The organism is Paenibacillus alvei DSM 29, assembly GCF_000293805.1.
Classification (GTDB): domain Bacteria; phylum Bacillota; class Bacilli; order Paenibacillales; family Paenibacillaceae; genus Paenibacillus_B; species Paenibacillus_B alvei.
Genome location: NZ_AMBZ01000012.1, coordinates 74,787 through 101,448 on the forward strand (window position 1 = coordinate 74,787; position 26,662 = coordinate 101,448).

General features: G+C 46.3%; 23 protein-coding genes. 8 read left to right on the forward strand and 15 right to left on the reverse strand.

Annotated elements, in window-relative coordinates; genetic code table 11:
• Positions 1 to 82: 82 nt before the first annotated feature.
• The 3 genes from PAV_RS28030 to PAV_RS28045 all read right to left on the reverse strand — a co-directional run bounded on the left by PAV_RS28030 (position 83) and on the right by PAV_RS28045 (position 4,801).
• Entirely contained in the window at positions 83 to 817 is a 735-nt protein-coding gene (locus PAV_RS28030; RefSeq protein ID WP_005551671.1) for a response regulator transcription factor, read from the reverse strand.
• 143 nt (positions 818 to 960) lie between these two features.
• On the reverse strand, positions 961 to 2,787 hold the full coding sequence (gene pnpS, locus PAV_RS28035) for a two-component system histidine kinase PnpS (RefSeq protein WP_005551672.1): 1,827 nt from the start codon (positions 2,785 to 2,787) through the stop codon (positions 961 to 963).
• Between the two features lie 463 nt (positions 2,788 to 3,250).
• Positions 3,251 to 4,801 carry a fumarate hydratase gene (locus tag PAV_RS28045; RefSeq protein ID WP_040737133.1) on the reverse strand — a complete coding sequence of 517 codons (1,551 nt, stop codon included), beginning with the start codon at positions 4,799 to 4,801 and terminating at the stop codon, positions 3,251 to 3,253.
• Between the two features lie 241 nt (positions 4,802 to 5,042).
• On the opposite strand from PAV_RS28045, the gene yfbR reads away from it, so the two are divergent.
• Both yfbR and ytvI (PAV_RS28055) read left to right on the forward strand, forming a co-directional pair.
• The gene (gene yfbR / locus PAV_RS28050) at positions 5,043 to 5,687 is read left to right on the forward strand and encodes a 5'-deoxynucleotidase (protein WP_005551674.1); all 645 of its coding nucleotides are present in this window, start codon (positions 5,043 to 5,045) and stop codon (positions 5,685 to 5,687) included.
• A gap of 126 nt (positions 5,688 to 5,813) precedes the next feature.
• Entirely contained in the window at positions 5,814 to 6,965 is a 1,152-nt protein-coding gene (gene ytvI / locus PAV_RS28055; RefSeq protein ID WP_005551675.1) for a sporulation integral membrane protein YtvI, read from the forward strand.
• Positions 6,966 to 7,202: 237 nt separating this feature from the next.
• Here the strand turns inward: ytvI (PAV_RS28055) and PAV_RS32845 are convergent, their stop codons facing one another.
• The 4 genes from PAV_RS32845 to citZ form a co-directional block, all read right to left on the reverse strand.
• A complete protein-coding gene (locus PAV_RS32845; RefSeq protein ID WP_005551677.1) occupies positions 7,203 to 7,574 on the reverse strand; it encodes a hypothetical protein in 372 nt (123 codons plus the stop codon).
• A 167-nt stretch (positions 7,575 to 7,741) separates the two neighbouring features.
• Positions 7,742 to 8,692: a malate dehydrogenase gene (gene mdh, locus PAV_RS28065; protein WP_005551678.1), complete on the reverse strand. Its 951-nt coding sequence runs from the start codon at positions 8,690 to 8,692 to the stop codon at positions 7,742 to 7,744.
• Between the two features lie 14 nt (positions 8,693 to 8,706).
• The gene (gene icd / locus PAV_RS28070; protein ID WP_005551679.1) at positions 8,707 to 10,005 is read right to left on the reverse strand and encodes an NADP-dependent isocitrate dehydrogenase; all 1,299 of its coding nucleotides are present in this window, start codon (positions 10,003 to 10,005) and stop codon (positions 8,707 to 8,709) included.
• Between the two features lie 133 nt (positions 10,006 to 10,138).
• Positions 10,139 to 11,251, reverse strand: a complete 1,113-nt coding sequence (citZ, locus tag PAV_RS28075; protein WP_005551680.1) for a citrate synthase — start codon at positions 11,249 to 11,251, stop codon at positions 10,139 to 10,141.
• Positions 11,252 to 11,588: 337 nt separating this feature from the next.
• On the opposite strand from citZ, the gene ytvI (PAV_RS28080) reads away from it, so the two are divergent.
• Both ytvI (PAV_RS28080) and PAV_RS35010 read left to right on the forward strand, forming a co-directional pair.
• Entirely contained in the window at positions 11,589 to 12,704 is a 1,116-nt protein-coding gene (ytvI, locus tag PAV_RS28080) for a sporulation integral membrane protein YtvI (RefSeq protein WP_005551681.1), read from the forward strand.
• 374 nt (positions 12,705 to 13,078) lie between these two features.
• Positions 13,079 to 13,375: a hypothetical protein gene (locus PAV_RS35010; RefSeq protein WP_157267334.1), complete on the forward strand. Its 297-nt coding sequence runs from the start codon at positions 13,079 to 13,081 to the stop codon at positions 13,373 to 13,375.
• Here PAV_RS35010 and PAV_RS28090 read toward each other — a convergent pair.
• From PAV_RS28090 to PAV_RS28125, 8 genes are all read right to left on the reverse strand, one after another.
• Positions 13,325 to 13,726 (reverse strand): FxsA family protein, encoded by a 402-nt coding sequence (locus PAV_RS28090; RefSeq protein WP_005551683.1) that lies wholly within the window; start codon positions 13,724 to 13,726, stop codon positions 13,325 to 13,327. The genes PAV_RS35010 and PAV_RS28090 overlap by 51 nt on opposite strands.
• A 73-nt stretch (positions 13,727 to 13,799) precedes the next feature.
• Entirely contained in the window at positions 13,800 to 14,300 is a 501-nt protein-coding gene (locus PAV_RS28095) for an acyl-CoA thioesterase (protein ID WP_005551684.1), read from the reverse strand.
• 119 nt (positions 14,301 to 14,419) lie between these two features.
• On the reverse strand, positions 14,420 to 15,853 hold the full coding sequence (gene pyk / locus PAV_RS28100) for a pyruvate kinase (RefSeq protein WP_005551685.1): 1,434 nt from the start codon (positions 15,851 to 15,853) through the stop codon (positions 14,420 to 14,422).
• A gap of 221 nt (positions 15,854 to 16,074) precedes the next feature.
• Positions 16,075 to 17,040 (reverse strand): acetyl-CoA carboxylase carboxyltransferase subunit alpha, encoded by a 966-nt coding sequence (locus PAV_RS28105; RefSeq protein WP_005551686.1) that lies wholly within the window; start codon positions 17,038 to 17,040, stop codon positions 16,075 to 16,077.
• Entirely contained in the window at positions 17,030 to 17,815 is a 786-nt protein-coding gene (gene accD, locus PAV_RS28110) for an acetyl-CoA carboxylase, carboxyltransferase subunit beta (RefSeq protein ID WP_241751898.1), read from the reverse strand. The genes PAV_RS28105 and accD overlap by 11 nt, the downstream gene beginning before the upstream one ends.
• A gap of 231 nt (positions 17,816 to 18,046) precedes the next feature.
• Positions 18,047 to 18,235: a hypothetical protein gene (locus PAV_RS28115; protein ID WP_005551689.1), complete on the reverse strand. Its 189-nt coding sequence runs from the start codon at positions 18,233 to 18,235 to the stop codon at positions 18,047 to 18,049.
• Positions 18,236 to 18,404: 169 nt separating this feature from the next.
• Entirely contained in the window at positions 18,405 to 18,929 is a 525-nt protein-coding gene (locus PAV_RS28120) for a phosphatidylglycerophosphatase A family protein (RefSeq protein WP_005551691.1), read from the reverse strand.
• A 119-nt stretch (positions 18,930 to 19,048) separates the two neighbouring features.
• A complete protein-coding gene (locus PAV_RS28125; RefSeq protein WP_005551692.1) occupies positions 19,049 to 22,717 on the reverse strand; it encodes a DNA polymerase III subunit alpha in 3,669 nt (1,222 codons plus the stop codon).
• A 122-nt stretch (positions 22,718 to 22,839) separates the two neighbouring features.
• Here PAV_RS28125 and PAV_RS28130 point away from each other — a divergent pair, with 122 nt between their 5' ends.
• The 4 genes from PAV_RS28130 to PAV_RS28140 all read left to right on the forward strand — a co-directional run bounded on the left by PAV_RS28130 (position 22,840) and on the right by PAV_RS28140 (position 26,523).
• Positions 22,840 to 23,166 (forward strand): YtrH family sporulation protein, encoded by a 327-nt coding sequence (locus PAV_RS28130; RefSeq protein WP_005551693.1) that lies wholly within the window; start codon positions 22,840 to 22,842, stop codon positions 23,164 to 23,166.
• Between the two features lie 87 nt (positions 23,167 to 23,253).
• Positions 23,254 to 23,748 carry a sporulation membrane protein YtrI gene (locus PAV_RS28135; RefSeq protein ID WP_005551694.1) on the forward strand — a complete coding sequence of 165 codons (495 nt, stop codon included), beginning with the start codon at positions 23,254 to 23,256 and terminating at the stop codon, positions 23,746 to 23,748.
• 505 nt (positions 23,749 to 24,253) lie between these two features.
• Complete coding sequence (locus tag PAV_RS33915) at positions 24,254 to 25,138, forward strand: transposase (RefSeq protein ID WP_005551695.1); 885 nt, start codon at positions 24,254 to 24,256, stop codon at positions 25,136 to 25,138.
• 1,079 nt (positions 25,139 to 26,217) lie between these two features.
• On the forward strand, positions 26,218 to 26,523 hold the full coding sequence (locus PAV_RS28140) for a YtpI family protein (protein WP_005551696.1): 306 nt from the start codon (positions 26,218 to 26,220) through the stop codon (positions 26,521 to 26,523).
• Positions 26,524 to 26,662 lie beyond the last annotated feature (139 nt).

Here is a 26,662-nt window from a genome sequence, read left to right on the forward strand (position 1 = left end):
AGGGCTGTCCCAAAAGTCACTCTAAAGTGACAGGGACAACCCTTCTATATTTAACATATATGATTGTGCCACTTATTATTTCCTAAGACGGAAGCACGCCTTGCTTCTTGTGAACGACAAGCTTGTAGCCAACGCCACGAATCGAATCGATCTGTACGGATTGCTGATTCATTTCCAGCTTCTTGCGCAGGGAACTGACATGAACATCTACTGTGCGTTGACCGCCAATATAGTCGAATCCCCATACGGCATTCATCAGGTCGTCCCGTGTAACAACCGTTCCAGGCCGCTGTACAAGATACAGCAGAACTTCAAATTCCTTAGGACGCAGCGGAATAAGATCATTATGAAGCGTAACTTCATATTTCTCTGGATAGATCCGGAGATCACCCAGTGCGATCAGCTTGTCATCCGACTCCTCCGATGATGGCAAGCCCGTTCCGTCGCTGGAGGTTCGTCTCAGCACCGCCCCCACTCTTGCCAATAGTTCAGCAACACCGAACGGCTTCGTAATATAGTCGTCAGCGCCACACTTCAAGCCTTGGACGACCTCTTCTTCCGCATTTCGAACCGTTAAAATAATGACTGGGGTGCGGATTCCTGCCTGCCTTACTCGCGACAATATTTCGAATCCATTCATTCCCGGAAGCATAATATCAAGCACGATTAAATCAAATTTGCGATGAAGCGCCATCTGCAGCCCTTGCGTCCCATGATCGACAACCGTTGTCTCATACCCTTCCAAGGTCAGGTTGTAGGACAGCAATCGCGCTAGTGTAGGTTCGTCTTCCACTACCAATACTTTAATTTCTGACATAATCTTCCTCCGAAAGTCGAATCGATTATACGCAATCGTCTTTCTTCACCATATCTCAACATTATCGTAACATAGATCCTGTCCGATTGACCAAGCATTTTTCGAAAATGTTGAAAATAAATGGAAATCTGCCGACCTCTTCATTAACCTTGCTTCACACGATTTGAAAGCATCTGAATATCCTGCACGACAGGCAGCTCGATCGTAAACGTCGTACCTACCCCTAGTTCGCTGTCTACACGAATGAGGCCATGATGCGCATCGACAAGATGCTTCACGATGGACAAGCCAAGACCAGTCCCGCCAGAGCTTCGGGATCGAGCCTTATCGACACGATAGAATCGTTCGAAAATGCGCGGCAAGTCTTTCTTCGGAATGCCAATACCCGTGTCGGAAATGGTCAGCCTAATCCACTCCGCCTCTCCATCTTCTCCATGCTCAATCGGCACTGCAACAATCTTTACCTGTCCGCCTTCTGGCGTATAGTTGATCGCATTCGACAATAAATTAAGGACAATTTGCCGGAAGCGATCCTCATCGGCCTCCACATACAGATCCTGCTCCGAACTTAACATCACTTCAATCCGCTTCTTCTCTGCTTCCTTCGAGAGCATCTCCACGGTCCTCTCAAGGAACAGATCTACCTGAACCGGAGAATATTGCAGCGGAACCCGCTTCGATTCGATCTTAGAAAGCTCTAATATATCGCCAATAAGACGATTCAAGCGCTCACTCTCATCATGAATAATTTGCAGGAATGACGATGCAATTTCGGGATCATTCATCGCGCCATTCATGAGTGTTTCCGCGAATCCCTTCACCGCAGCAATCGGTGTCTTTAACTCATGAGATACATTCGCGACAAACTCGCTTCTCATTCGTTCAAGGCGGCGGATTGCCGAGACATCCTGCATGACAAGCAGCGCTCCCGCCCATTCATTGTCTGTAAAATAGACAGGGACGACACTTACATCGAGCAAACGTTCTTCCGGATAGTACAGGGTAATTTCATCATGGCTCGAAATTTTCCGCTCCAGCACCTCTGCGGCCATCTGCTGCATCTCAAGCGGAGCATGCACATCCTCGAAAGCCCGCCCGATCCACTCTGTGCTCTTAATGCCCAAAATATGCTCTGCCTTCCGATTCAGCAAACCGACATGCCCTTTCGCATCAATCATCACTATGCCGTTGATCATATGCTCCAATACTGCCTGAAGCCGGCTTTCTTTCTCACGGATTTCCGACATTTGAACCTGCAGGCTGTCCGCCATCGCATTAATCGCAGATCCGAGCTGCCCAATCTCATCCTTTCCGACAGATTGCGTTCGTGCCCGATAGTCCATTTGGGCGATGCGCATCGCTACCCGGGTCATATTTTCAATAGGCCGAGTCATGTTGAAGGCGATGCGATAGCTGACGATAGCAGCTACAAAAAAGAGGATCGCAAGACCAATCGCTAAATAAGCCCATAGTTCGCGAACACTGCTCTCTACATCAGCCAAGCTCATTGCGAGTCGGACATACCCATCAAAGTTCTGGGTATGAACAGGAGTGGCAACGTACAGCATGTTTTGCCGAAGGGTGTCGCTATAGCGAATATTGGATCCGAGTCCATGTTCCTTGGCGGCTGCGATCTCCTCTCGATTCAAGTGGTTATCCATTCCCGTCACAGAGCGATCGGAATCTCCTACTACGGTTCCATCCGCCAAAATGAACGTAACCCTCGCATCTGCACTGTCGTGCAGCTTCTGTGCCCAGCCTGAATAATAGGTTGTCAGTTCTTCAAATTGCGTGCTCTGCTTCCAAACCAGCGTCTGTTCGATAAGCATAATTTCCCGGGACATATTTTGCTCAAGCTGTCGAATATGACTCGTCTTGAATGTAGATGCCATATATATGCCCGCCGTGAGCACGGAAATACCGATAAGCAAGACAAACACAAAGGTCAACCTTGTGCGAAAACGTGACATGGTTCTACTCCTTCTTTCTGCTTTTCGTTCATTGTACGGTCTACGTATTAATCCTACTTATCCCGTTTCCATTTGACTAGCAGAAAGTTTATTAAGCTTTTGTAAATTTGCGTAATTACCGTCGCATCAGGCTGCTGAACCAGGATCGCAAGCATAAATGCAATCGCTGTTTCTGACCGAAATACCTCATTGCAAGCACCAAGCCGAGGGGAATATTGAGCATGCCTGAAGCAAATCCCAATGTAGCTCCCCCATCACATCAGACCATCCGCACCCTAGTCCAGTCCCATCAACAAAGGCTGCAAGCCCGAACATCCATAGGACATACGTACAAACGGAAGAAGCGCCTCACTACAAAGAACCCCCAGCAACAAGCAACTGGGGATAAGCAAATACATATACTGTTCGAATCAATTGTTTATCATCAGACCGAAATTGCGCTCGAACTTATTATTCTAACTCATTAAAATACCGGATCCTTGAACTGAGCCAGCTTCTCAAGCGAGCTCCGATCCACATCTGCATGCAGACTATTCCCATGGGAATCCATCGTTACAATCGCTGCAAAGCCTTCCACCTCCAGATGCCACATCGCCTCTGGGATGCCGAAGTTCATATAGTCAACACCGTTGACTTGTTTGATGCACTCTGCATAATATTGCGCAGCGCCGCCGATCGCATTCAAATATACTCCGCCATGCTCCTGCAGTGCAGCCAGCGTCTTCGCCCCCATGCCGCCCTTGCCGATAACAGCACGGATGCCGAACTTCTTCATAATATCGCCTTGATAAGGCTCTTCACGAATACTTGTTGTCGGACCAGCCGCCTTCACATGCCAGCCTGCCTCATCCTTCAGCATGACCGGACCGCAATGGTAAATGACCGCCCCATTCAAATCTAATGGCGCATCGTGATCCATTAAATGCTTATGGAGTGCATCACGGCCTGTGTGCATTTCTCCATTAATTATAACAACATCACCGACGCGCAATGAACGAATTGCCTCTTCCGTAATCGGAGTCGTAAGCACCACTTGACGGCTTGACCCTTGCTCAGAAGCAGCCGCGACTTGCTCTTTGCGTTCCGTGTCCTGCGGTGTCGCCATGGCAACCTCTGTACCGCGTTCGTAGATCCATTCGCGGATCGCCCCTGTATCACTGTCAAGAAGAACACCTTGACGGCGGAATGCCCAACAATTGTACGCGACGGATACGAAGAAGCTCGCCGGCAATCGATTCATAACGCCAATTTTACAACCCAGCAATGTGACCTCACCGCCGAAGCCCATTGTGCCGATCCCCAGCTCATTTGCCTTCTCCATAACATACTGCTCGAGCCGCGCCAGATCCGGATGAGAATTCATGTCATCCGCCTTGCGGAACAGTTGATGCTTCGCAAGCTCATATCCTGTCGTACGATCTCCCCCGATGCCAACACCGATGAAGCCTGCACTGCATCCCTGACCTTGAGCCTGATAGACAGCATGCAGAATACACTTGCGTATTCCGTCCAAATCACGGCCAGCCTTGCCCAGCCCTTCCAACTCTGTAGGCAGACTATACTGTATGTTTTTGTTCTCGCAGCCGCCGCCTTTCAGAATAAGCTTAACTTCCACCTCATCGCGTTCCCACTGCTCGAAATGAATGACAGGCGTACCCGGTCCCAAGTTATCGCCGCTGTTCGCCCCCGTTAAGGAATCTACAGAATTGGTACGAAGCTTGCCTTCTTTTGTAGCCCGGCTGATTGCTTCGTGAATGTCCTGCTTCATTTTGATTTGATTCGCCCCAACTGGTGTATGTACAATAAAGGTTGGCATGCCTGTATCCTGACAAATTGGCGACACGTTTTTCTCAGCCATGTTAATATTGCGAGCGATCGTGCTTAAGGACAAGCCTGAACGCGTTGCCGCATCCTCACGAGCTTGCGCCTGCTGAATCGCCCGTCTCACATCTCCAGGTAAATTTGTAGACGTTTCCACAATTAATTCATACACACTTTGCAAAAATGATGTCATCATGAACTTGCTCCTCTCATCTCTTACCATCCCGGGAAATGAGCGTTCTTGATGCAGATCTCGGAAGCATCGGGAAGTAGTTTTATGTTTCAATTTCGTCAAATAAGTTCCATGCTATTATAATATCATATGGCATGCACCTTATCGAACCATTTTCCATGCCATGCTGATACAAACAACATACAATCATTCTTTCTTAATGAAAAGAATGTCATGATATTACTGTGAAAGGAAGAGACCTATGAGTACATCTGAGAATTCAACTGCCAAACCCCATCATTTTCTCGCTTATATGTACCGGCTCAAGCATATCGAGCGCTGGAGCCTTATGCGAAATACAGACAAAGAGAATGTTGCCGAGCATACGTTTCATGTTGCGATGACCACACATATGCTGTGCACCATTGCCAATGAAGTGTTCCATAAGAAGGTAGATACCGGGCAAGCTGTTGCACTCGCCTTGTTCCATGATGCAACCGAGGTATTTACTGGCGATATTCCAACTCCCGTCAAGCATCATAACAGCCGGTTATTGAACAATTTCCGTGAAATTGAACAGCTTGCAGCCGAACGATTGGTCGGAATGATTCCTGCCGAACTGCAACGCGTATATTCACCCCTTATTGATCCGCAGGGCGATCATGAGCTGCGTAGTTATGTGAAAGCTGCTGATCTGCTTGATGCGTATGTAAAGTGTATTAGTGAACTGGCTGCCGGCAACCGCGAATTCGAAATCGCCAAACGCCAAACAGAGCAAAAATTAAAGCAGTTGGATATGCCAGAGGTGCACTATTTCCTGACTGCACTTGCACCAAGCTTTAACATGACGTTGGATGAAATTTCTCTATCAGATGAAGAGGAGCATGCCGAGGATCCTATGTCCTAGCGACATGCATTTGGATGAGTATGAATTGATTCTTTTGTTACAATAATGAAAAGAACAACCTGAACGGCTGCATATTCACTCACATACTCCACATTCAAGATTATTTTTGTAGAAAGGAAGTCATGGATGCCTATTTTTAATACCACCCTCGTTCATCGCATCTTCCGTGCAGCATGGGTGCTAATCCTTGTTGCTGCCGTTGCTGCGGTATTCTATTTCGGGTTTTCGATCATTTGTCCCTTCCTGATCGCTTGGCTGTTAGCCTACATGATGAATCCAATCGTCCGCTTTTTGGAGAATCGCTGGAAGTTCCGCCGCGGATTTGCCGTTATGACGGCCTTATTGCTCTTTGCAGCCATCATTGCAGGTGTTCTATATATCTTCACAACGAAGATCATATCCGAATCGTGGCATATTATGGGGATCGTACAAAATCAAATTATGGAGTGGAGAGCACAGGCCGAGGCCTATTTCTATTCGGCTGAGTTCCAGCATCTTCTGTCTGATTTGAATGACACATTCAATTTTGCAGATTTGAAGTCTTCACTATCAAAATATACAGGAACGATTGCTAGCGGGGGCACCTTAATTGTCGCCTACCTATTTAATTTCTTAAAAGCTACTGTCTTGTTCCTGCCTAAGCTTGCAGTTATTACGGTCATCGTCTTGGTCGCTACATTCCTGATCAGCAAACAATGGAACATGATTTCTTCCAAGGGCACGGCTATGATTCCTGAACGTGTACGCCGCTCTCTTGGAGTCGTCACAAGCGATCTGCAGAATGCTGTGTTCGGTTATATTAAGGGACATATTATTCTATCCAGTATTACTGCACTCGTCTTCTTCCTAGGCTTGCTTGTGCTAGGTGTTGAATATGCCTTCACCATTGCACTGATTGGCGGTCTTGTAGATTTAATTCCGCTGGTCGGCATACCTGCCATCGTAGTGCCATGGGCTATATTCGCCTATGTGGAGGGAAATGTTTTTTTAGGGACGGGGCTGCTCATCATGTGGCCGATCATCCTTGTTACACGACATGCTTTTGAACCTAAAGTATATGGGGACAGCATTGGACTAAACCCGCTCATGCTGCTCTTCTTCCTGTATGCCGGATTGAAGCTGTTCGGCGTGCCTGGCATTATCATCGGAATTTTGTCCCTTGTCGTACTTACAGCACTAGAGAAGGCACATGTGTTCCGCGATGTATGGCGCTATATTATGACCGGCTCCTTCTTCAGCAATGAGGAGGATCAAGCTGCTGTATCGCTCATTGATTAAACAACCGACTTGATTCTTCATGAGGGTTTCGCAGAACGGGAGCTCCTCCCCAACTGAAACAATCTTGAATCATAATCTACTAAAAAAATCGCCCGGCTAGACATTAGTCTGACCAGGCGATTCTATTATGCAGTCGGTACAGTAATAAACTTATAGCTGTATACCATCAGAAGTACAATGACAATGAACAATACGAAAATAAGCGTACTGAATGTGCGAACCTTGCCGGTAGCTGTATCATTTGCTTGACCGCTCTTTGCGGATTGAGCTGCAAGCTTGATTTGCTTGACCGCTCTTTGCGGATTGAGCTGCAAGCTTGATTTGCTTGCCCATGATGCCGCTAAATGCTGCAATCGCAAGGAAGACAACCGTCGTCAGTACCATCCAGAGCACGCTGTACTTCGCTTGGCTCATGAGATAACCGCCTGTAATGAACTGAACGATCAAGAAATACTGAGATAAACGATTCGCCGTTCCCACGCCCACGAGCAGCCCCTCTTGTCCTGCTGTAGACAGCTTGTTCAAATTCCCTACGACAAATGGAACAATGGCATAGAACCCCATTGCTACCGCACCTAAAATGTGCAAAAGATTAAAGGCACTGTACATATAAATACATTCCCTCCATAGCCATGATATGTATCATTCTTCGTTCCATTATACTAAAATTTTCTTGCTAACACAAAGAAAGACACCGAAAAATTCGGCGTCTTTCTTGTTATCTCAATGACATTTGTCACAATGTTGATACATTATAAAATAATTGCATTATTGTGTTACACGTGTTCTCCAGTAACTACCTGAATGACGCTGCGTACCGATTCGGCTGACTTATCCAATGCAGCCTTCTCCTCTGGAGTCAATTCAATCTCGATCACTCTCTCGATTCCGTCTCCACCGAGTACAGCCAGCACACCCATAAATAAGCCGTCATACCCGTATTCGCCTTCCAGATAAGCAATGACCGGAAGAATCCGCTTCTTGTCTTTCAATATGGCTTCCGCCATTTGCACGATCGAAGCCGCTGGCGCATAGTAAGCACTTCCGTTGCCAAGCAAATTGACAATTTCGCCGCCGCCTACACGCGTACGCTGTACAATTTCCGCAATGCGTTCTTGCGGAAGGAGACTTTCAATCGGTACTCCGCCCACACTCGTATAACGAACGAGCGGCACCATATCATCTCCATGACCGCCAAGCACGACACCGCGCACATCTTCCACAGATACGTTCAGTTCTTCTGCAATAAAAGTGCAGTAACGAGCCGTATCCAGAACGCCGGATTGGCCGATTACGCGATTTCTAGGAAATCCGAGTGTTTCAAATGCAGCATAGGTCATCGCATCTACCGGATTGCTCAAAAGAATCACGTAAGCATTCGGGCAATAAGCTTTTACGTTCTCACATACCGACTTCACAATGCTTGCGTTCGTATTTACCAAATCATCACGGCTCATACCAGGCTTGCGAGCCACACCTGCAGTAATGATGACGATATCGGAATCTTGCGTGTCTTCATAGTTGGACGTTCCTATAATGCGGCTGTCAAACCCTTGAACCGGACCAGCCTCAAGCATATCAAGCGCCTTGCCCTTTGTCGGATTCTCCAACTGAGGAATATCAACTAATACAACATCTCCAAGTTCCTTTTGAGCCAACATGAGAGCAGTTGTCGCCCCAGTGAAACCAGCACCAACGACTGTGATCTTATTGCGTCGAATAGCCATTCGGATTCGACCTCCTAGTTCATGTGATTGATGATGTGGTCGGCAAACTGCGAGCATTTAACTTCTGTCGCATTTTCCATAAGACGCGCGAAATCATAAGTAACCGTCTTGTTGTTGATGGCGGCTTCCATTCCTTTATAGATTAAGTCTGCTGCTTCCTGCCAGCCCAAATGCTCAAGCATCATAACACCGGACAAGATCACAGAGCCTGGGTTAACAACGTCTTTATCCGCATATTTCGGAGCTGTACCGTGAGTAGCTTCGAAGATTGCATGTCCAGTCACGTAGTTGATGTTCGCACCAGGTGCGATACCGATGCCGCCAACTTGGGCAGCCAACGCATCAGACAAGTAATCGCCGTTCAGGTTCAATGTCGCAATGACATCAAATTCCTTCGGACGCGTCAATACTTGCTGCAACGCGATGTCTGCAATCGCATCCTTGATGATAACCTTGCCAGCCGCTTCTGCTTCCGCTTGCGCCTTGTTCGCAGCTTCTGTTCCTTCAGCTTCTTTGATGCGGTCGTATTGCCCCCATGTGAATGTGTGCGCTGGGAATTCTTGTTCAGCCACTTCATAGCCCCAGTTCTTGAACGCACCCTCAGTGAACTTCATGATGTTCCCTTTGTGTACGAGCGTCACGCTCTTGCGCTTATGCTTGATCGCATATTCGATTGCGGCACGAACAAGGCGCTTGGATCCGTCAGACGATACAGGCTTGATGCCGATACCAGATGTCTCAGGGAAGCGGATCTTCTTCACGCCCATTTCTTCTTGAAGGAATTGAATTACTTTCTTCACATCTTCCGAGCCAGAAGCATACTCGATACCTGCGTAGATATCCTCCGTGTTCTCGCGGAAAATAACCATATCCACCAGTTCCGGATGCTTAACAGGGGAAGGAACACCATCGAAATAACGTACTGGACGCAAGCACACGTACAGATCAAGCTCTTGGCGAAGTGCAACGTTCAGGGAGCGGATGCCGCCGCCGATTGGCGTCGTCAATGGACCCTTAATCGCCACAATATACTCGCGAATCGATTCCAGCGTATCATTTGGCAGCCATTCACCATATTCGTTGAATGCCTTTTCGCCAGCGAATACCTCGTACCAAGCAAGCTTGCGTTCACCGTTGTATGCCTTCTCAACAGCTGCATCCAATACACGCTTGGACGCGCGCCAAATATCACGGCCTGTACCATCCCCTTCAATGAATGGGATAATTGGATGAGCAGGCACTTGAAGCTTGCCATCCACAATGTTAATTTTCTCGCCTTCGGTCGGTGGTGCAAATTTGTCCAATTGAATCACAGATGTTCCTCCTTCAATGTCATTGTCACACAAACAGCTAACGGGAGCTACTCCTCTATTGTAGCAACCCGTCAATTTGTAAGACAACCTAAGTTTTCAAAAACTTCAACATATATCTCAAATGAGTGCAAAATTACCTTGCTTGGATCGGGATAAAAAGTTGATTCGACGGTCCTGTATATTCCGCACGAGGGCGAATAATACGGTTATTGTCCAACTGCTCCAAAATATGAGCTGTCCAGCCGGATACGCGGCTGATTGCAAAGATAGGCGTGAACAAATCTCTTGGAATGCCCAGCATCGTATAAACCGAAGCCGAATAGAAATCAACATTCGGTTTAAGCCCCTTCTGGCCCGTAACGAGCGCTTCGATGCGAGTGGACATGTCATACAGCTTCAGGTTATCGCTTGCTTCACCCAGTTCACGTGACATCTTCTGCAGATGCTTCGCACGCGGATCTCCATTCTTATATACACGGTGTCCGAAGCCCATGATTTTCTCCTTGTTGTCAAGCTTACTCTGGATGTAATCATCCACATGATCCAGATCAGCAATCTCCTCCAACATCATCATAACAGCTTCATTTGCTCCGCCATGCAGCGGACCCTTCAGTGCGCCAATCGCCGATACAATGCCTGAATACATATCCGACAAGGTAGCAACTGTAACCCGTGCAGCGAACGTCGAAGCATTCAGCTCATGATCCGCATGTAGGACGAGCGCCTTATCCATTGCGGATACCGCGCTGGCAGAAGGCTCTTCACCAGTCAACATATATAGGAAATTATAGGCTATGGAATGACCCGCTTTTGGAGGAACTGGCTCCTTCCCTGCACGAATGCGGGCAAAAGCCGCGACCACAGTTGGCAGTTGCGCTTGCAACGCTATAGCCTTGTTAACATTCGCATCATGCCCCGTGTCATTCGCATGCTCATCATATAAAGCTAATGCGGAAATCGCAGTACGGAGAACAGCCATCGTATTCGCATCAGACGGATACAATTTCATTTGTTCAACAACGGCTGAAGGAATTGCAGCGTTCTTCTCCAGGCGCGTGTGTAACTCCGAAAGTTCCTCTTGATTTGGCAGCTTGCCGAACCACAACAAATGAACAACTTCCTCGAATGTCGAATGCTCGGCCAAATCGTCGATATTATAACCGCGGTATGTCAGCACACCATCGATGATTGAGCTAATAGAAGAAGTCGTTGCAACTATGCCTTCCAATCCTTTCGTTGCTGTCATCTGTCCTCTCTCCTTTGCAATGTAACCTAATACCATCCCAACTTTCTTTTCCCTGTAATCTCATGATGTGACCCGCCTCGGAAAAAAGGCAAGTTTTTCTATAAAGATGATAATGGATAATGTCGGAAATGTGAACGGTTTCAGTAGAAAAATATGGATAGAAATGCTTTATCAGAGGTATAAACGTTTTTTAAAGTCCTGTGAATTGGGGATTTAGAAAAGAAAAAACAAGGAACGGACGTATTGTGCATAGCATATAAGGAGAGGGTCGTCCTTCTCAATCGGACGTGCTCGTATGTGAAAAATTTATGGAGAGATCATGGAGGTGAGCGGGAACATGGAGCAGCACATCATTAAGCGTATTCTTCGTGGGGGGTGGGTATTGACCATTGGTCTACTCATGATCTTATCCTGCTATATCCTTATCCCACTGATTTATCCGTTTCTCATTGCCTGGATGATCGCCCTCATGCTTAATCCGGTTGTTCAATGGATGTCTGAACAGTTCCGGATGCCGCGTTGGCTGAGCGTCACGATTTGTTTAACCTTGTTCATCACTTCGATGCTAACTGTCGCGGCAGCGGCGGTGACGCGTATCGTGCGGGAAATCTATAATTTGTCGGTCTCCATGGATCATTTTCTGCAATTGTGGCGGGAATTCTTTATACGGCTGTTCGAAAATGATAAGGTTCGTATCTTTTTGGATACGCTCGGTTCCTTATACAAGGATAACCCTAACCTTCAGGGCTCAATCAACAGCAACCTATCAAGCACAGCCGAGAAAATAACAACGGTAGTCACCAATCTCATCACGTCATTTCTGGATGCGATCGTTCGCCTGCTGTCGAGTCTGCCGAATGTGGCGTCCATCTCCATCATCATCCTGTTATCCGCCTTTTTTATAAGCAAAGACTGGACACGCTGGATGAACATCCCCGCAAAAGCAATGCCCGACTCCATCTGTCAGCCATTGCGTACGATCTGGAGTGATTTGAAGCAGGCTCTGTTCGGATATTTGCGCGCCCAGTTATTTCTAATCTCGATTACGATGTTCATTATTACGGCAGGACTAATTGTGTTGCGAGTTGACTATGCCATCACAATTGGACTTCTTATTGGCATTGTCGATCTGCTGCCGTATCTCGGCGTCGGCGCTGTGATGATTCCGTGGATTATATACTGCTTTGCAATTGACCAAACTTCCCTCGGAATTGGATTAAGCATTGTGTATGGCATCGTTCTGTTCACAAGGCAGATTATGGAGCCCAAAGTTCTCGCTTCAACGGTGGGACTTGACCCGCTTCTTTTGCTGGTTGCGATGTTTGTCGGCATGCAGTTATTCGGCTTTCTTGGACTTATTGTAGGTCCTGTTGCCCTTGTGCTGCTATCTGCGATGAAGCGGGCGAACGTCTTTCAGGATTTACGAACATTCATCATGAACGGAAAAAACTAAGCAAACACTTATCCGCTTGCCCTATACTGCATCGCTTCCACAATGTACTCATCATCATCGAAGGTAGTTAGGATAATTACCCATAGCCGACGATAAGCATCAAGCTCTCTCGAATAAAGGGATCATCATCTACAATAAGAAAGTGAATCATCTGCTTTCTCTCCTGTGTGAGCTTGTCACTGCATTTGTCTGCCCCAACTCGCAAGGGGATGATCCTACGAATACTATGTCGGATAAACAGATCCACACCTTCGACCAATGCTTCAACACTAGTACGTCCTATCAGTATATCGCGGAAAAATTGGCGAACAATACCCTTTTCGCACTCATTTAAGCAGCGAGCATCATTGTTTTGACTCACTGGCTGTTGGGCGTTGAATGGGGAATTCCTTGGATGCTGGATGGATGCAATGGAGCTGCTGGCTGCCGGAGGAACGTGGACTACAATCCTGCTGCATATTGGCGTACTGATTTTGTTCGGCATTGTACGGCTTGGCATTGGTTCAGTCGTGCTGCGCCCCGGCAAGCGGGAAGCGATCAGACTCAATTGTGGAGAACATATGCAAAACACGCCCGTCAACATGGTTCTACACCATATAGCGGGCGTGTTTATTGTTGGATTAGAAACGGCGAAAGTAAATAAAGTTGCCGTCCTTCATCTTTTTCTCTAACCATTTTAGTAAGTAGTATCTGTAAATCGGTCGTGTCAGTGGAAATACAAGTGTAAAGCCAATAATATCGGTAAAGAATCCCGGCGTAAGGAGCAAAATCCCGCCTGCTAGAATACACAAGCCCTCTACAGCCTTTCTACCCGGAATTTGCCCTGCCTGCATTTGCTTCTGGGCATCTGCCCATACTTGATTCGCCTCGTAGCGGGCAATGACTGCACCAATGACACCGGTTAGCAATATCAACAGGAACGTATTCCATCCGCCTACCCAGTTACTCATCAGTACGAAGCCATACACCTCTAACGCAGGAATCAATGTCAGCACAATGAGCACCCATACCATCGGATTCATAAGACATTCCCTCCCTTGCATCATGACATTTGCGTTGCATCATGCACTATAATACAGCCTACATGGAAATGAATCAGTCTGTTGAGCACATTTTCTCAAGCAACGTCCATACATCCTTCGCTTCCCGTTCAAGGCGAATCGGCCGCCATTTTGCATTCAACCAAGCAAGCGTCGTCGTCCCCTCCACCAGCAGTTCTCCGGCAGGATGGGATACCCAGCCTGATTCAGGCAGACTAGATAACAAATGTTCAGTTACTCTGCAAACCTGTGTAGCAAATGTAACTCGCAGCGGCGACAATTGCTGGAGGCGCGTATATACGACAACTTGATCATCATACAAGGCCGGCCGCTTGAACTTCACCTGAAGGTCGACTACAGGAAGTAGAAGTCCGCGCTCCTCAAGATCCCGATAGCTGATACCTAAGGAACGTATCCATTCGGTTCTTCCGACCTCAAACCAGGTTATATAGTTGCCATGGAATACAACATTCATTCGATCCGTTTCTTGATAACGCACGCGCAGCGGATAACCAAACCATACGGATTGATCATCTTCCTTTACGTCAGGGGACATCACCATTCCTCCTCCATTGTAGCGCATTCGAGAGTACGTTCACAAATACAGCAAGAGCAATGGTTCGTCCATTGCTCTTGTCTGCTGTCGCTTATATATTCAATTGGATAAGCCTGTTCTTAGGAATAACGGCCTTGTCCGATTTGGCTTACTTTCACAAGGTTCGTGGAACCTGCGCAGCTCATTGGAACACCAGCTGTAATAACAACCAGATCGCCTTCTGCAACGATGCCTGTTTTCACGCCGCCTGCAACAGCAACGTCGAACATTTCATCAGTAGAAGTAGCTTGATCGCCTTTAACTGGAGTAACACCCCAAGTCAAGGACAAACCGCGCATTACTTGCTCAGAAGGAGTCACAGCGATGATTGGAGCTTTCGGACGGTATTTGGATACCATACGCGCTGTGTAGCCAGTTTGTGTAGAGCTGATGATTGCTTTAGCGTTCAGGTCAAGAGCTGTGTTAGCAACTGCTTGGCTGATTGCATCCGTAACTGTTGTTTGCTGTCTCAAGCTTTGTTTTACCAAGATTTCACGGTATTCAAGCGCGGATTCAGCTTTTTCTGCGATACGGGACATTGTCATTACGGATTCAACTGGGTATTTCCCTGCAGCTGTTTCACCGGACAACATGATTGCATCCGTACCATCGAAGATTGCATTCGCTACGTCACTTGCTTCCGCACGTGTAGGACGCGGGTTGCGTTGCATGGAATCAAGCATTTGTGTAGCTGTGATAACTGGTTTGCCAGCCAGATTACACTTCTCGATCATACGCTTCTGAACGAGTGGTACTTCTTCAGCTGGAATTTCAACGCCAAGGTCACCACGAGCAACCATCAAGCCGTCAGACACTTCCAAGATTGCATCCAGGTTGTCCACGCCTTCTTGGTTTTCAATTTTGGAAATGATTTGGATATGAGTTGCATTATGCTTTTCAAGCAATTCACGGATTTCCAAAACGTCTTGTGCTTTACGAACGAAGGAAGCAGCGATGAAATCAACGCCTTGCTCGATACCGAAGCGGATGTCGTTCGCATCTTTTTCTGTAATACCTGGAAGGGAAATTTTCACCCCAGGAACGTTAACGCCTTTTTTGCTCTTGATTGTGCCGCCGTTAACGATTTTACATTTGATTTCTGTACCTTGAATCTCAACAACCGTCAAACCAACGAGGCCGTCATCGATCAAGATTGTGGAACCGACTTCTACGTCACGAGGCAAGTTCTCGTAAGTTACGGAAATGCGGTCTTTATCACCAAGGATCTCTTCTGTTGTCAATGTGATGAACTCGTCTTCAACGAGATCAACGGAGTCAACAGCAAGCTTACCCGTACGAATTTCTGGGCCTTTCGTATCAAGGAGAATTGCAACCGTTTTGTTCAATTCTTGGGATGCTTGACGAATGTTTTTGATTCGGTTGCCGTGCTCTTCAAAATCACCATGTGAAAAATTAAGACGAGCAACGTTCATGCCAGCCGTAATCAATTTTTTAGTGTTCTCTAAAGATTCGCTGGAAGGACCGATAGTACAGACGATTTTAGTTTTACGCATATGGCTTCCTCCAATTATGTGTGTCTCTCTAAGTATCTCTATATGGCATTGCTAAAAAACAAGGCTCTCAACTATCTAATTTACTACATTCAAGAAAATTTGTATATGAAGATAATCATATTGATAAGTTTTACCAGCAGACAGGATTTTAAGTCAATGAACTCAAGAAAACCGCGCCATACCAGTCAGGACGTGGATCTGCGACACAGACGCCACTGAACTTAACCGTGCTGCAGAACGGCGAACTCGCCAATATTGCGAAATTTGTCATATCTATCTTCCCGCAGCTGCTCTGGGGTCATCCCCATCAGCTCGGTCAAATGACGCCAAATCGCATCTTTCAAGTTGGCAGAAGCCACTGCAACGTCCTTATGAGCACCGCCTTGAGGCTCCGGAATGATCTCTTCGATCACATTGAGTTCCTTCAGGTCAGAAGCTGTAATCTTCATTGCTTCTGCCGCTTGGTCGGCTTTGGACGCATCCTTCCATAGGATCGACGCAGCACCATTCGGTGAAATGCATGAATAGATCGCATTCTCCAACATCAGGACTCGGTTGCCAACGCCGAGCGCAAGCGCACCGCCGCTTCCGCCTTCACCAATTACGACGCAAATAATCGGCACACCGAACAGGGCCATATCTCGCAAATTGCGTGCAATTGCTTCCGATTGTCCTCGTTCCTCAGCTGTATTGCCCGGGTATGCGCCCTTTGTATCGATGAAAGTAATGATTGGACGACCAAACTTGTCCGCTTGTTGCATGAGCCTAAGCGCCTTACGGAAGCCTTCTGGATGCGGGCTGCCGAAAAATCTTGCAATATTGTCTTTTGTATCCTTGCCTCTTTGATGTCCGATTACCGTTACCGGCACCCCGTTCAGACGCGCCAATCCGCCCACAATAGCAAGATCGTTGCCGAACAATCGGTCACCATGGAGTTCAATGAAATCAGTGAAAATATGCTGAACAAAATCAAGTGTGGTCGGTCGCTGTTGGTGTCTTGCCAAGTGCATCTTCTGCGATGGGGAGATGCTAGCATAAATTTCTGCAGCTAACTTGGCGTAACGCTCCTCCAAGCGGGCGATTTCTTCAGTAAAGTCAATTTGCTTCTCGTCGCCGAACCGTTTCAATTCAGCAATCTTCTGCTTCAACTCCACCAAAGGCTGCTCGAACGGAAGTTCATTCGCCATGAGCTACATCCCCTTTCACCGTATGCAGATCGATAAGTTTCGCCAACGTGGACTTCATGTCCTTACGCTGCACGACCAGGTCGATTTGTCCATGCTTCTGGTTGAATTCAGCCGTTTGGAATTCTTCCGGAAGCTTCTGACGAATCGTCTGCTCAATTACGAGACGGCCGGCAAAGCCGACTCTTGCCCCAGGCTCAGCTATAATGATGTCGCCAAGCATGGCGAAGCTTGCAGATACTCCGCCCATAGTCGGATCCGTGAATACTGAAATATAGAATCCGCCTGCTTCGTGGAATTTCCCAAGCGCTGCGCTCGTCTTGGCCATCTGCATCAGACTCAAGATGCTTTCCTGCATTCTTGCGCCGCCAGATGTAGAGAAGATGATTAACGGATATTGCTTCTGCATTGCAGTTTCAATAGCTCGTGTTATTTTTTCTCCTGTTGCCGATCCCATGCTGCCTGTGAAGAAATCAAAGCTCATTACCGCTACGACGACAGGAAATCCTCCGATTGTCCCCTCGCCCGTAATAACAGCTTCATCCAAGCCAGATTTAGCCTTTTGCTGCTCCAGCTTGTCCTTATATTCTGGAAAATCAAGCGGATCCGCGGATACGACATCCGCATCATATTCAAAAAATCGGCCTTCATCCAATGTCATCTCGATGCGCTCTCTTGCACTCAAGCGCAAATGATATCCGCATTGCGTACATACCTTCAGGTTTTTATCCAGCTCTTTATGATACTGAATCGAGCCACATTTTGGACATTTATTCATCAAACCTTCGGGTATCTCGCGTTTGGGACGGTCATCGTGTACAGATCCGGACGGCACCGTTGCGTACTTTTCTTTTGAAATAAGTCTTTAAACACCCGATACACCTCTTTAGGCGTGATTTCTCCAGTTGAAAAATAGGACAGAATCCTATTGCTTCAAATTAGAGATTGTCCTAACCATAGACAACAAAAATCGGCTGTTTGAACGAATATCGTTCATTCATCAGCCGCATCATGCATGCAAGATCGAATTAAGCACTTCCTGAATTTCTTCAACTTCTCCGGAAGGCACTAGAATTTCAAACTGTTGTTTAGACAGATGAATCGGACGGATCTGAATGAGAAATCCTTCCTCTGTCAGCTTGCGCTGAATTTTATCTGCTAAATTGGCAGTCGGTGCGATGTAGATAACAGTCCACACGCGCGATTGACCCCCCTAACGTTCCAGAAACGGCTCATATAATGCCATTATGATATCATAATTGTCAATTTCACCGCAACAAATTCCAACAGACTTGCTGGAATGAGCAGCTCATTAAACAGAGTAGAACGGCTGTCAAGCCTTACCCTATCTCGGCTTGGCGACTTCTTTAAGAATTTGCATTCTCATCGTCGGATCCGCAAGCTCCACCCTCGCCGTACTGCTGCGCACGCTTGTTGTGATGTGCAATTCTTGCAGATGCCGCAGCTGCTAATCCCGCAACAATATCATCTAGAAACACATGAATCTGCGTGGTGTCCGAATTGAGATGATGAATGATTCCCAGCTTGGCTTTATCCAAGTACCCAAAGCTGGTGAGGCCGATCATTCCGTAAACGCTAGTGATGCCAAGCGCAAGTGTTTCATCTACGCCATAAAGGGATTCATCCGTTTCCATAATCGCTTGGAGCGGCTCCGGCAGCAGCTTCTGCTCCGCAAGCATATCTAATGCGATGCCGGTAATAAGCGTATATTGCACCTCACGCTTGCGAGTTACGGCTCGTACGCTGTCCAAACAGTCCTCCAGCGTCAATGCTGCATTGTATGGCTGCTGTAGATGGAGCACAATCTCCGCGATGGATTCGAGTGATACACCTCGTTTAACTAACCATTGCTCCGCCATATTGAAGGTCATGGCGTCCCCTCCCTTCACCCCTTCGATCTCGTCTTGTTGCGAATAGGGTGTATGACCACTCTATGCAGGTGGGAGGGGAATTGTGCTACTTGCGAGAGAGGATCTGGCCACGACTATTTTCATTTCACGCGTACCGTTCCAGCTCCGAACATGGATTCAATCTTCTTGAACAGTTCAGGCGAGGGCTTCAGCGCATAGGCTTCGCTAAGCGCCAGCAATTGCTGATCGCGCTCATAGAACAGCACAGTCGGCAATGGGCCTGGCTGTGATTTCAAGAGCTGCTTCAATTGCTGTAGTAAATCTGGGCGCTCATGATCAGCTGTAATCTTGATATATACACGCTGCTGGTGCGGGAGGCGCGAACTCGATCTGGAGGCAGGTACAGCATCCGCCCTTCCTTCATTTACCCCAACTGGAGCCTCGTTTCGCACATGCACAGCGGATGACCCAGAACCATCCGACACGACGCCTGCGTGGAGATTCGTATCAATAGCCGCCCCGGCTCCACGTTTATTGTCGATAGCTGCGCGCTGACGCATATGGCCCCCCTGATTCTCTGGCGCGCGCTTACGATGTGCAGCACGCTTCGTAAGCGTAGCAATTGCGCGTGATTCGAGCGGTACGACCTCGTCAGCAAGCAGCTTATAACCTTCATCCTGGTGCTGAACTTTCGCCCGTATGGCGATCAACGCCCCCTTCTCGATTAAAGACTCCGCTCGACGCCATACCTCTGGGAATAGCACTACTTCAGCCCGTTCTATCCGATCTTCAATTTCAATAAATGCCATCGGCTTTCCTTTCTTCGTCATAATCGAACGAAGCGATACAACCATTCCGGCAACTGTGCATTCACTATCGTCCGGCACTTCGTGCAAATCAACTAGCCGATCTGTTTCCGAAGATGCCAGTAACTCCGCATGGTCATCCAACGGGTGACCGGATAAATACAATCCCAACAATTCTCGCTCCAGTTCGAGCTGCTCTGTCATGGCGAATGGCGGAATATTTGGATAATCGATCGTCCAATTGTTCACTTCAACGAAGCCGAATAATTGGATTTGGAGATCATCCCTTTCTTTGCGCCATTTTGCAGCAGCTTCCAATGCCTCGTCCAGCATAGCCAGCAATTGAGCACGATGACCTGGCAATGAATCGAACGCCCCTGCTTGGATAAGCGATTCAATGACTCTCCGATTGCATACTCGAAGGTCTACCCGCTGACAGAAATCGAGCAAATCCGCAAACGGCTTCTCCTTTCGCTGTTTCAATATACTTTCGATGGCAAGCGTACCAACATTCTTAATGGCGCCAAGGCCGAAACGAATCGCGCCATCAACAGGCGTAAAGCGTACATAGCTTTCATTTACATCTGGAGGCGACACGACAATACCCAATCTTCGACAATCCTCAATGTATTCTGCTATCTTCCGATGGCTGCCCATGTTCGCTGTCAGCATAGAGGCCATAAATTCTGTCGGATAATGAGCCTTCAAGTAAGCAGTTTGGAAAGCAAGCACACCATAAGCAGCAGCGTGCGCCCGCGGGAATCCATAATCAGCGAAGCGAACAATCATATCATAGACCCGATTAGCTTCTTCTTCTGTATAGCCCTGCTTCAAGCTGCCTTCTACGAAGTGACGGCGCTCTTGATCAAGCACCTCCCGCTTCTTCTTCGATACCGCACGCCGTAACAGGTCTGCTTCTCCAAGCGAGAATCCCGCCATTCTGGAGGCAATATGCATAATCTGCTCTTGATAAACAATGATGCCATACGTGTCTTGCAAAATCGGTTTTAAATCAGGGTGCGGATATTCGACAGCCTTTAACCCATGCTTACTTTGAATATAGTTTGGTATGAACTCCATTGGACCTGGACGGTACAGGGCAAGCACAGACACGATATCTTCAAAGACAGACGGCTTCAATTCCCGCAGTACACGACGAACACCAGCTGACTCCAGCTGGAACAATCCCGTTGTATCTCCCCGGCACAACAGTTCATAAGTCTTTTTATCTGTATCGTCGATCGTTCCTAGATCCAGTGGCTTCTCTGTTCGATGGTTCACCCATTCTAGTGTCCGTTCAATAATCGACAATGTCCGCAGACCAAGAAAATCCATTTTCAGTAGGCCGATCGATTCCAAATTCTCCATAGAGTACTGCGTGAGCGCAATATTCTCGGTCCCTGCCTGCAAGGGAACATAATGAGTCAGCGGCTCTTCACTGATTACAACCCCTGCTGCATGGGTTGAAGCATGCCGCGGCATTCCTTCTACTTTCGACGCCATATCGATAAGCTCGCGAATGCGTGCTTCCCGCTCTCTCCAGTTGCTTAGTTCATTGCTCGTCCGCAATGCCTTCTCAAGTGTCACTCCCAGTTGGTTCGGTATGAGCTTAGCTACCCGATCCGTTTCGTTATAGGGCACATTCAGAGCCCTGCCAACATCTCGCACTGCCGCTCGTGCAGCCATCGTACCGAACGTAATAATCTGCGCCACCCGATCGGGGCCATACTTATTCGCAACGTAGGCAATGACCTCATCACGGCGCTCATCATTAAAGTCGATATCAATATCCGGCATCGTAATCCGCTCCGGATTCAAAAAACGCTCAAACAATAAATGATACTTGAGCGGATCAACATTCGTAATCCGCAAACAGTATGCTACAAGACTGCCGGCTGATGATCCCCGTCCAGGGCCTGTCATAATACCTTTTTCATGTGCAAAGCGAATGAAATCCCATACAATTAAGAAGTAATCAGAGAAACCCATATTCTCAATGGTATTCAGCTCATAAGCAAGTCTCTCCTTCGCCTCGCGTTGAAAGGCTTCATCCTGCCATTCCGGCAGCGACCCATACCTGCTCTCCAATCCTTCTTCGCACAACTGACGTACATACTGTCCCGCATTCATGCCTTCGGGGAGCGGATGATAGGCAGGAAGCACATGCCCGCCGAAATCAAGTATCACATTACATTCATCCGCAATCCGAGCCGTATTCGTAATTGCTTCCGGAACATGACGGTACAATGCCCTCATTTCATCCTGAGACTTAAAATACATCTGATCCGTATGCATACGCATCCGACCCTCATCGTCAACGGTTTTCCCTGTACCAATGCAAATGAGGACATCTTGCATCGCTGCATCTTCCCGCTGTAAATAATGGACATCGTTCGTTGCCACAAGCGGTACTCCTGTCTGCTCACTTAATGCTATAAGGCCAATGTTAACCTTCTTTTGATCCGGAAGGCCGTGATCCTGCAACTCAATATAAAATCCATCATGAAAAATATCCTTATATCGTTCAACTGCTTTGCGTGCAGCCTCTTCATTGCCATGAAGCACATGCTGCGACACCTCGCCACCAAGACAGGCGCTAAGCGCAATAATCCCATCCGCATACTTACGAAGCGTATCCATATCGACACGAGGTTTATAGTGGAACCCTTCCAAATGGCCAACGGAGCAAATCTTCATTAGATTCCGGTATCCCTGCTCATTCTTCGCCAACAATATCAAATGATAGATTGGCTGTTCCTTGCGCGATACCTTCTCATGAAGCCCTCCTGTCGTCACATACGCTTCCACGCCAATAATTGGCTTAATGCCATGAGACTTACATGCTTTATAAAAAGGAATGATCCCGTACATCACCCCATGATCTGTGAGAGCTAACGCCTTCATCCCGCATGCGGCTGCCCGTGCAGCAAGCGCTTCAATACGCGCTGCTCCGTCGAGCAAGCTGTATTCACTATGCACGTGCAGATGCACGAACTGCTCCATAACATTCACTCCCTACTCTGATACATCATGCGAACATATTTTCGTTTCTTATTGTATCATAATTCCGCCAGCAAGTCCTATACATGTACAAAGGGTTATTCTATGTGAAAAGGGGCTAAACAATGGGTTCTTTTCTTTCCAAAGCGCTGCTCGACTTCTTTATCGCCTTCGGCATTGTGCTCGGAGGTGCCATATTAGCAGGTATCGGATCCGTAATCGCTCTTCAACCTCCTGCGGATACGATGCGCCATATTGCAGAACACCTCAAAATATGGGCAGTTGTCGCTGCTGTTGGCGGTACAATCGATCCGATTCGTGTCATTGAAAGCAACTTTTGGATGGGTAACTTGAATCCCGTATTCAAGCAGCTCTTGTATATCTTCGTATCATTTCTGGGGGCTCACTTCAGCACAGAGCTCATCCACTGGATATGCCGCAGCCGTCTATAACTTTTCGTAAACGTTATGCTACAACTGTTCTGAGCCTTTCGAACGGTTGGTTACATGCGGAGAACACAAGGAAGGAGAACACAGACGATGCGCCAACGCAAAACTCCATTGTGGCTTAGTAATCTTTCACTGATCATAGTCGGCAGCGTTATAGGTGCCGGCGTTTATCACGCAGTCTACTTGCACCAATTCAATGAAGTCATGATGATGAACATCGACCTGCGCGATCGTCTTGCACATTACAAAGCAGAAACGGAGGATTTGCTTCGCTACAAAAATCGGAAAACCATTATTAAAAGCATCGACCTGCACATTTACAAGCAGCAGAACGGAGTAAATATCCCACAAGCTGACGAAATGGAGCTTCGTCGCCGATTACTAAAAGAACTAACCGTACTAAAGGGCCGGAATGTATTCCAAATTGACGAATACAGCAAACTCGTTGAAGGGCTGCTATCCCGCAAAATATATCCTGACATCAATGACAAAGACTATGCAGTTCAATTGAGAACAATGCTCGTCACAGAAGGTGTGCTCCACGTCTGGATTGACGTCCATCCCTACATTCCAACATCACCATAATTGTAAAAAATTCTACAGCCAACAACCTTATACATATGCACCTCTTCTAAACCCAAACATTTCCAAATTTTTTCGAAATTTCATTCCATATTTCGTTCATGTCGTTTCTATTTGTGCGTCATCTTTACGTGTAACTATTATTTGTCTTTTCACTCCCTACTTTATATCTTTACTTGCATATTTCATTAACAACCATTCTCCCCGTATGTGTTTCTAACAATATTGCTCCACTATCCCTTCGACTCAGTGCCCAAATGCGCTTTTCCCTAAAATTACTCATGTACATTTCATTACTACCGATCAAGTACACTGATTTAATCTTAAAATTTATATTTCAACTATTGAAATAAGAACATATATTCCATATAATCAATACAGGAACATTAGTTCCCATATATAATCTCTCTAAATATTATCAATATACATAGATCAAAAATTCATTTCACCTAATTAAAATAATCATCATCTCATGCATCATTTTTGTCTATATCTTAGGAGAATCGCTATGAGAACAAACCTTATAGATCCTTCGTGCTCTCATCTCAAGAAGTTATTGCATAATGAAGACGCCTGCACTTCTTTTTTATATACATTGAAATGGCCAAAAGGCTTTGTATGTCCGCGCTGCCAGCACCAACAAGCATGTACCATTTCAACACGCAGGCTTCCTTTATATGAATGCCGGGCTTGTCATTATCAGGCTTCCTTAACCGTTGGTACCGTTATGGAAGGTAGTCGAACACCCCTGCAGAAATGGTTTACTGCATTATGGCACCTTTCGCGTCCTCATTGCAGCCTGAACGCCGTGCAGCTCAGCGCGATCATCCAAGTTACGTATAAAACAGCCTGGTCAATGCTGCATAAAATACGAACCGCTATTAACCGTGCGGATAATGCTCGCCCTTTACACGGTGATGTACGAGGCCTGCTGGCTTTTTACGGATATCATCCGATCAGTCCATTCAAAGAGCGACAGCACCCTGTAATTGTTGCGCATTCCGTCACCCTAAATGGTTCCACAAGTGCACTTAAAATGAAAATGACTAGTCTTGCTCGACCAGATCACAAAATACTCTCCTATGTTGAACACCAAGCATTTATTAATACACATGTTGCTGCTTCTTCTATGGAACCTACTATTAATCGATATTTTTATAGAATTAAACGAAAGGATCGTTTGTATCAATCGTCTAAACAAGTTTGGCGTTGGCTGAATGAAACGTTTCACGGAATTGGCTCAAAATATCTACAGCTATATTTGGACGAGTATTGTTTTCGTTATAATATTTCGTATATGTATAAATCTGCTTCGGAGTTGTTCTGCCAATTCTGTAGGCCTCTTTTCACATCGAGTTCAATATCAATCCCCAAGCTGAAACGTTGTGCTTAAATCAGGTTCATTACGAAGGGTAACCAATGCTCGAATTCTACACCCTTTCCTATCAAATATTCGACTAGACTCATATCTATTATTTACTTGTATCTTTTGGTATGCTTTAATTTGTTTTAATTTGTTTTAATTTGTTTTCACCAAACCCTTGACCATTTTATACCCAGCTCATAGTTTATTAATACACATTTTGTCTCCCGATTCGTTCACTCTACTTGGTTGCTGCTACATTTTTTATAGGATTTTATATGTTTTACAGTCTTTTCAGTCTTTTCAGTCTTTTCAGTCTTTTCAGTCTTTTCAGTCTTTGCAGTCTTTGCAGTCTTTGCAGCATTTACTGTTTTAACAGCCTTACTTCTTTTACTTCTTTCTTTTACTGCTTTTACTGCTTTTACTGCTTTTACTGCTTTTACTGCCTTTCTTCTTTCTTTACTGCTTACTGCTTTTTGTAGCGCCTTTTACTGCTATTACTTTTACGTTTTCAGACATTGCTGTACAGATTTATAAAGGCTATTGCAGCATTTACTACACGTTTTTATATTTAGATGTTCTAAGCATGCGAAACACTAAATTTCGCTGTGCTTTTCTTATGTCCATTCTTCGATGTTATTTATGACTCATTTATCCTTCTGCTCGCGTCAACAACAAGGCCTTTAACCGTTAATGCTTTGTCTTGCTTTTAAATTTGATTACGAAACGATAACTGACCCAATGGGATAGTGGTGAAAAGGGCAAAAAAGAACCTAGAAATTGGGGTGATTGAAAGAGGCTGTTTTTGCAAAACAACAATAAGTCTGAAGACACTTGGGTTGGGTAATGACATTTGAGCAACGATATTTGAATAACGATGATTTTGTAGCGATGTTTGAGTAGCGATGTTTGAGTAGCGATGTTTGAGCAGCAATCTTTGAGCAGCAATCTTTGAATAGCAATCTTCGAGTAATGGCACTAAGCTAATAGGTCTTTTCCTATATTGGATTGTTAAATCTTGTAGGACTGTCCCTTTGAATATGGTAATATAAAGGAGCTTTAGTGTTGTTTTGTTTCCCTATTGTCGTAGAAGGAGAGTTGCTTAATCGATGGAAACTATCCAATGGGTGCTGATTATCTTGATTTGTATGACATCAGGATTGTCTGTGTATTTCAGCTTTCGTTCAAGACGTGAGCAGGCTACGGCACTTCGTGGCTTGTATGCGGCTAAAATGAATATTTGTATGGGATTTATGTTGTTGTTTATCGCATCAATTCAAATTTTCATGTTCACAGCATCGACCGTAAGAGTTATTGTAGGGGCTGTATTGCTCGTAATCGGACTGTTCAATTTATTCGCAGGAATACGGAACCACAGTCATTATCAAGCCATTTATTCAGCAGGTAAAAAATAATCACTACATCAACAACAAAAAGGGATTGCAACTTCTCCACCGCGTAACGGTAGAAAAGCGATCCCTTTTTTATCAATTTCATTAGATTTTATCAAAACCCGCTATAGGTTATGGTTAATATGTTAATCTCTCACGACGA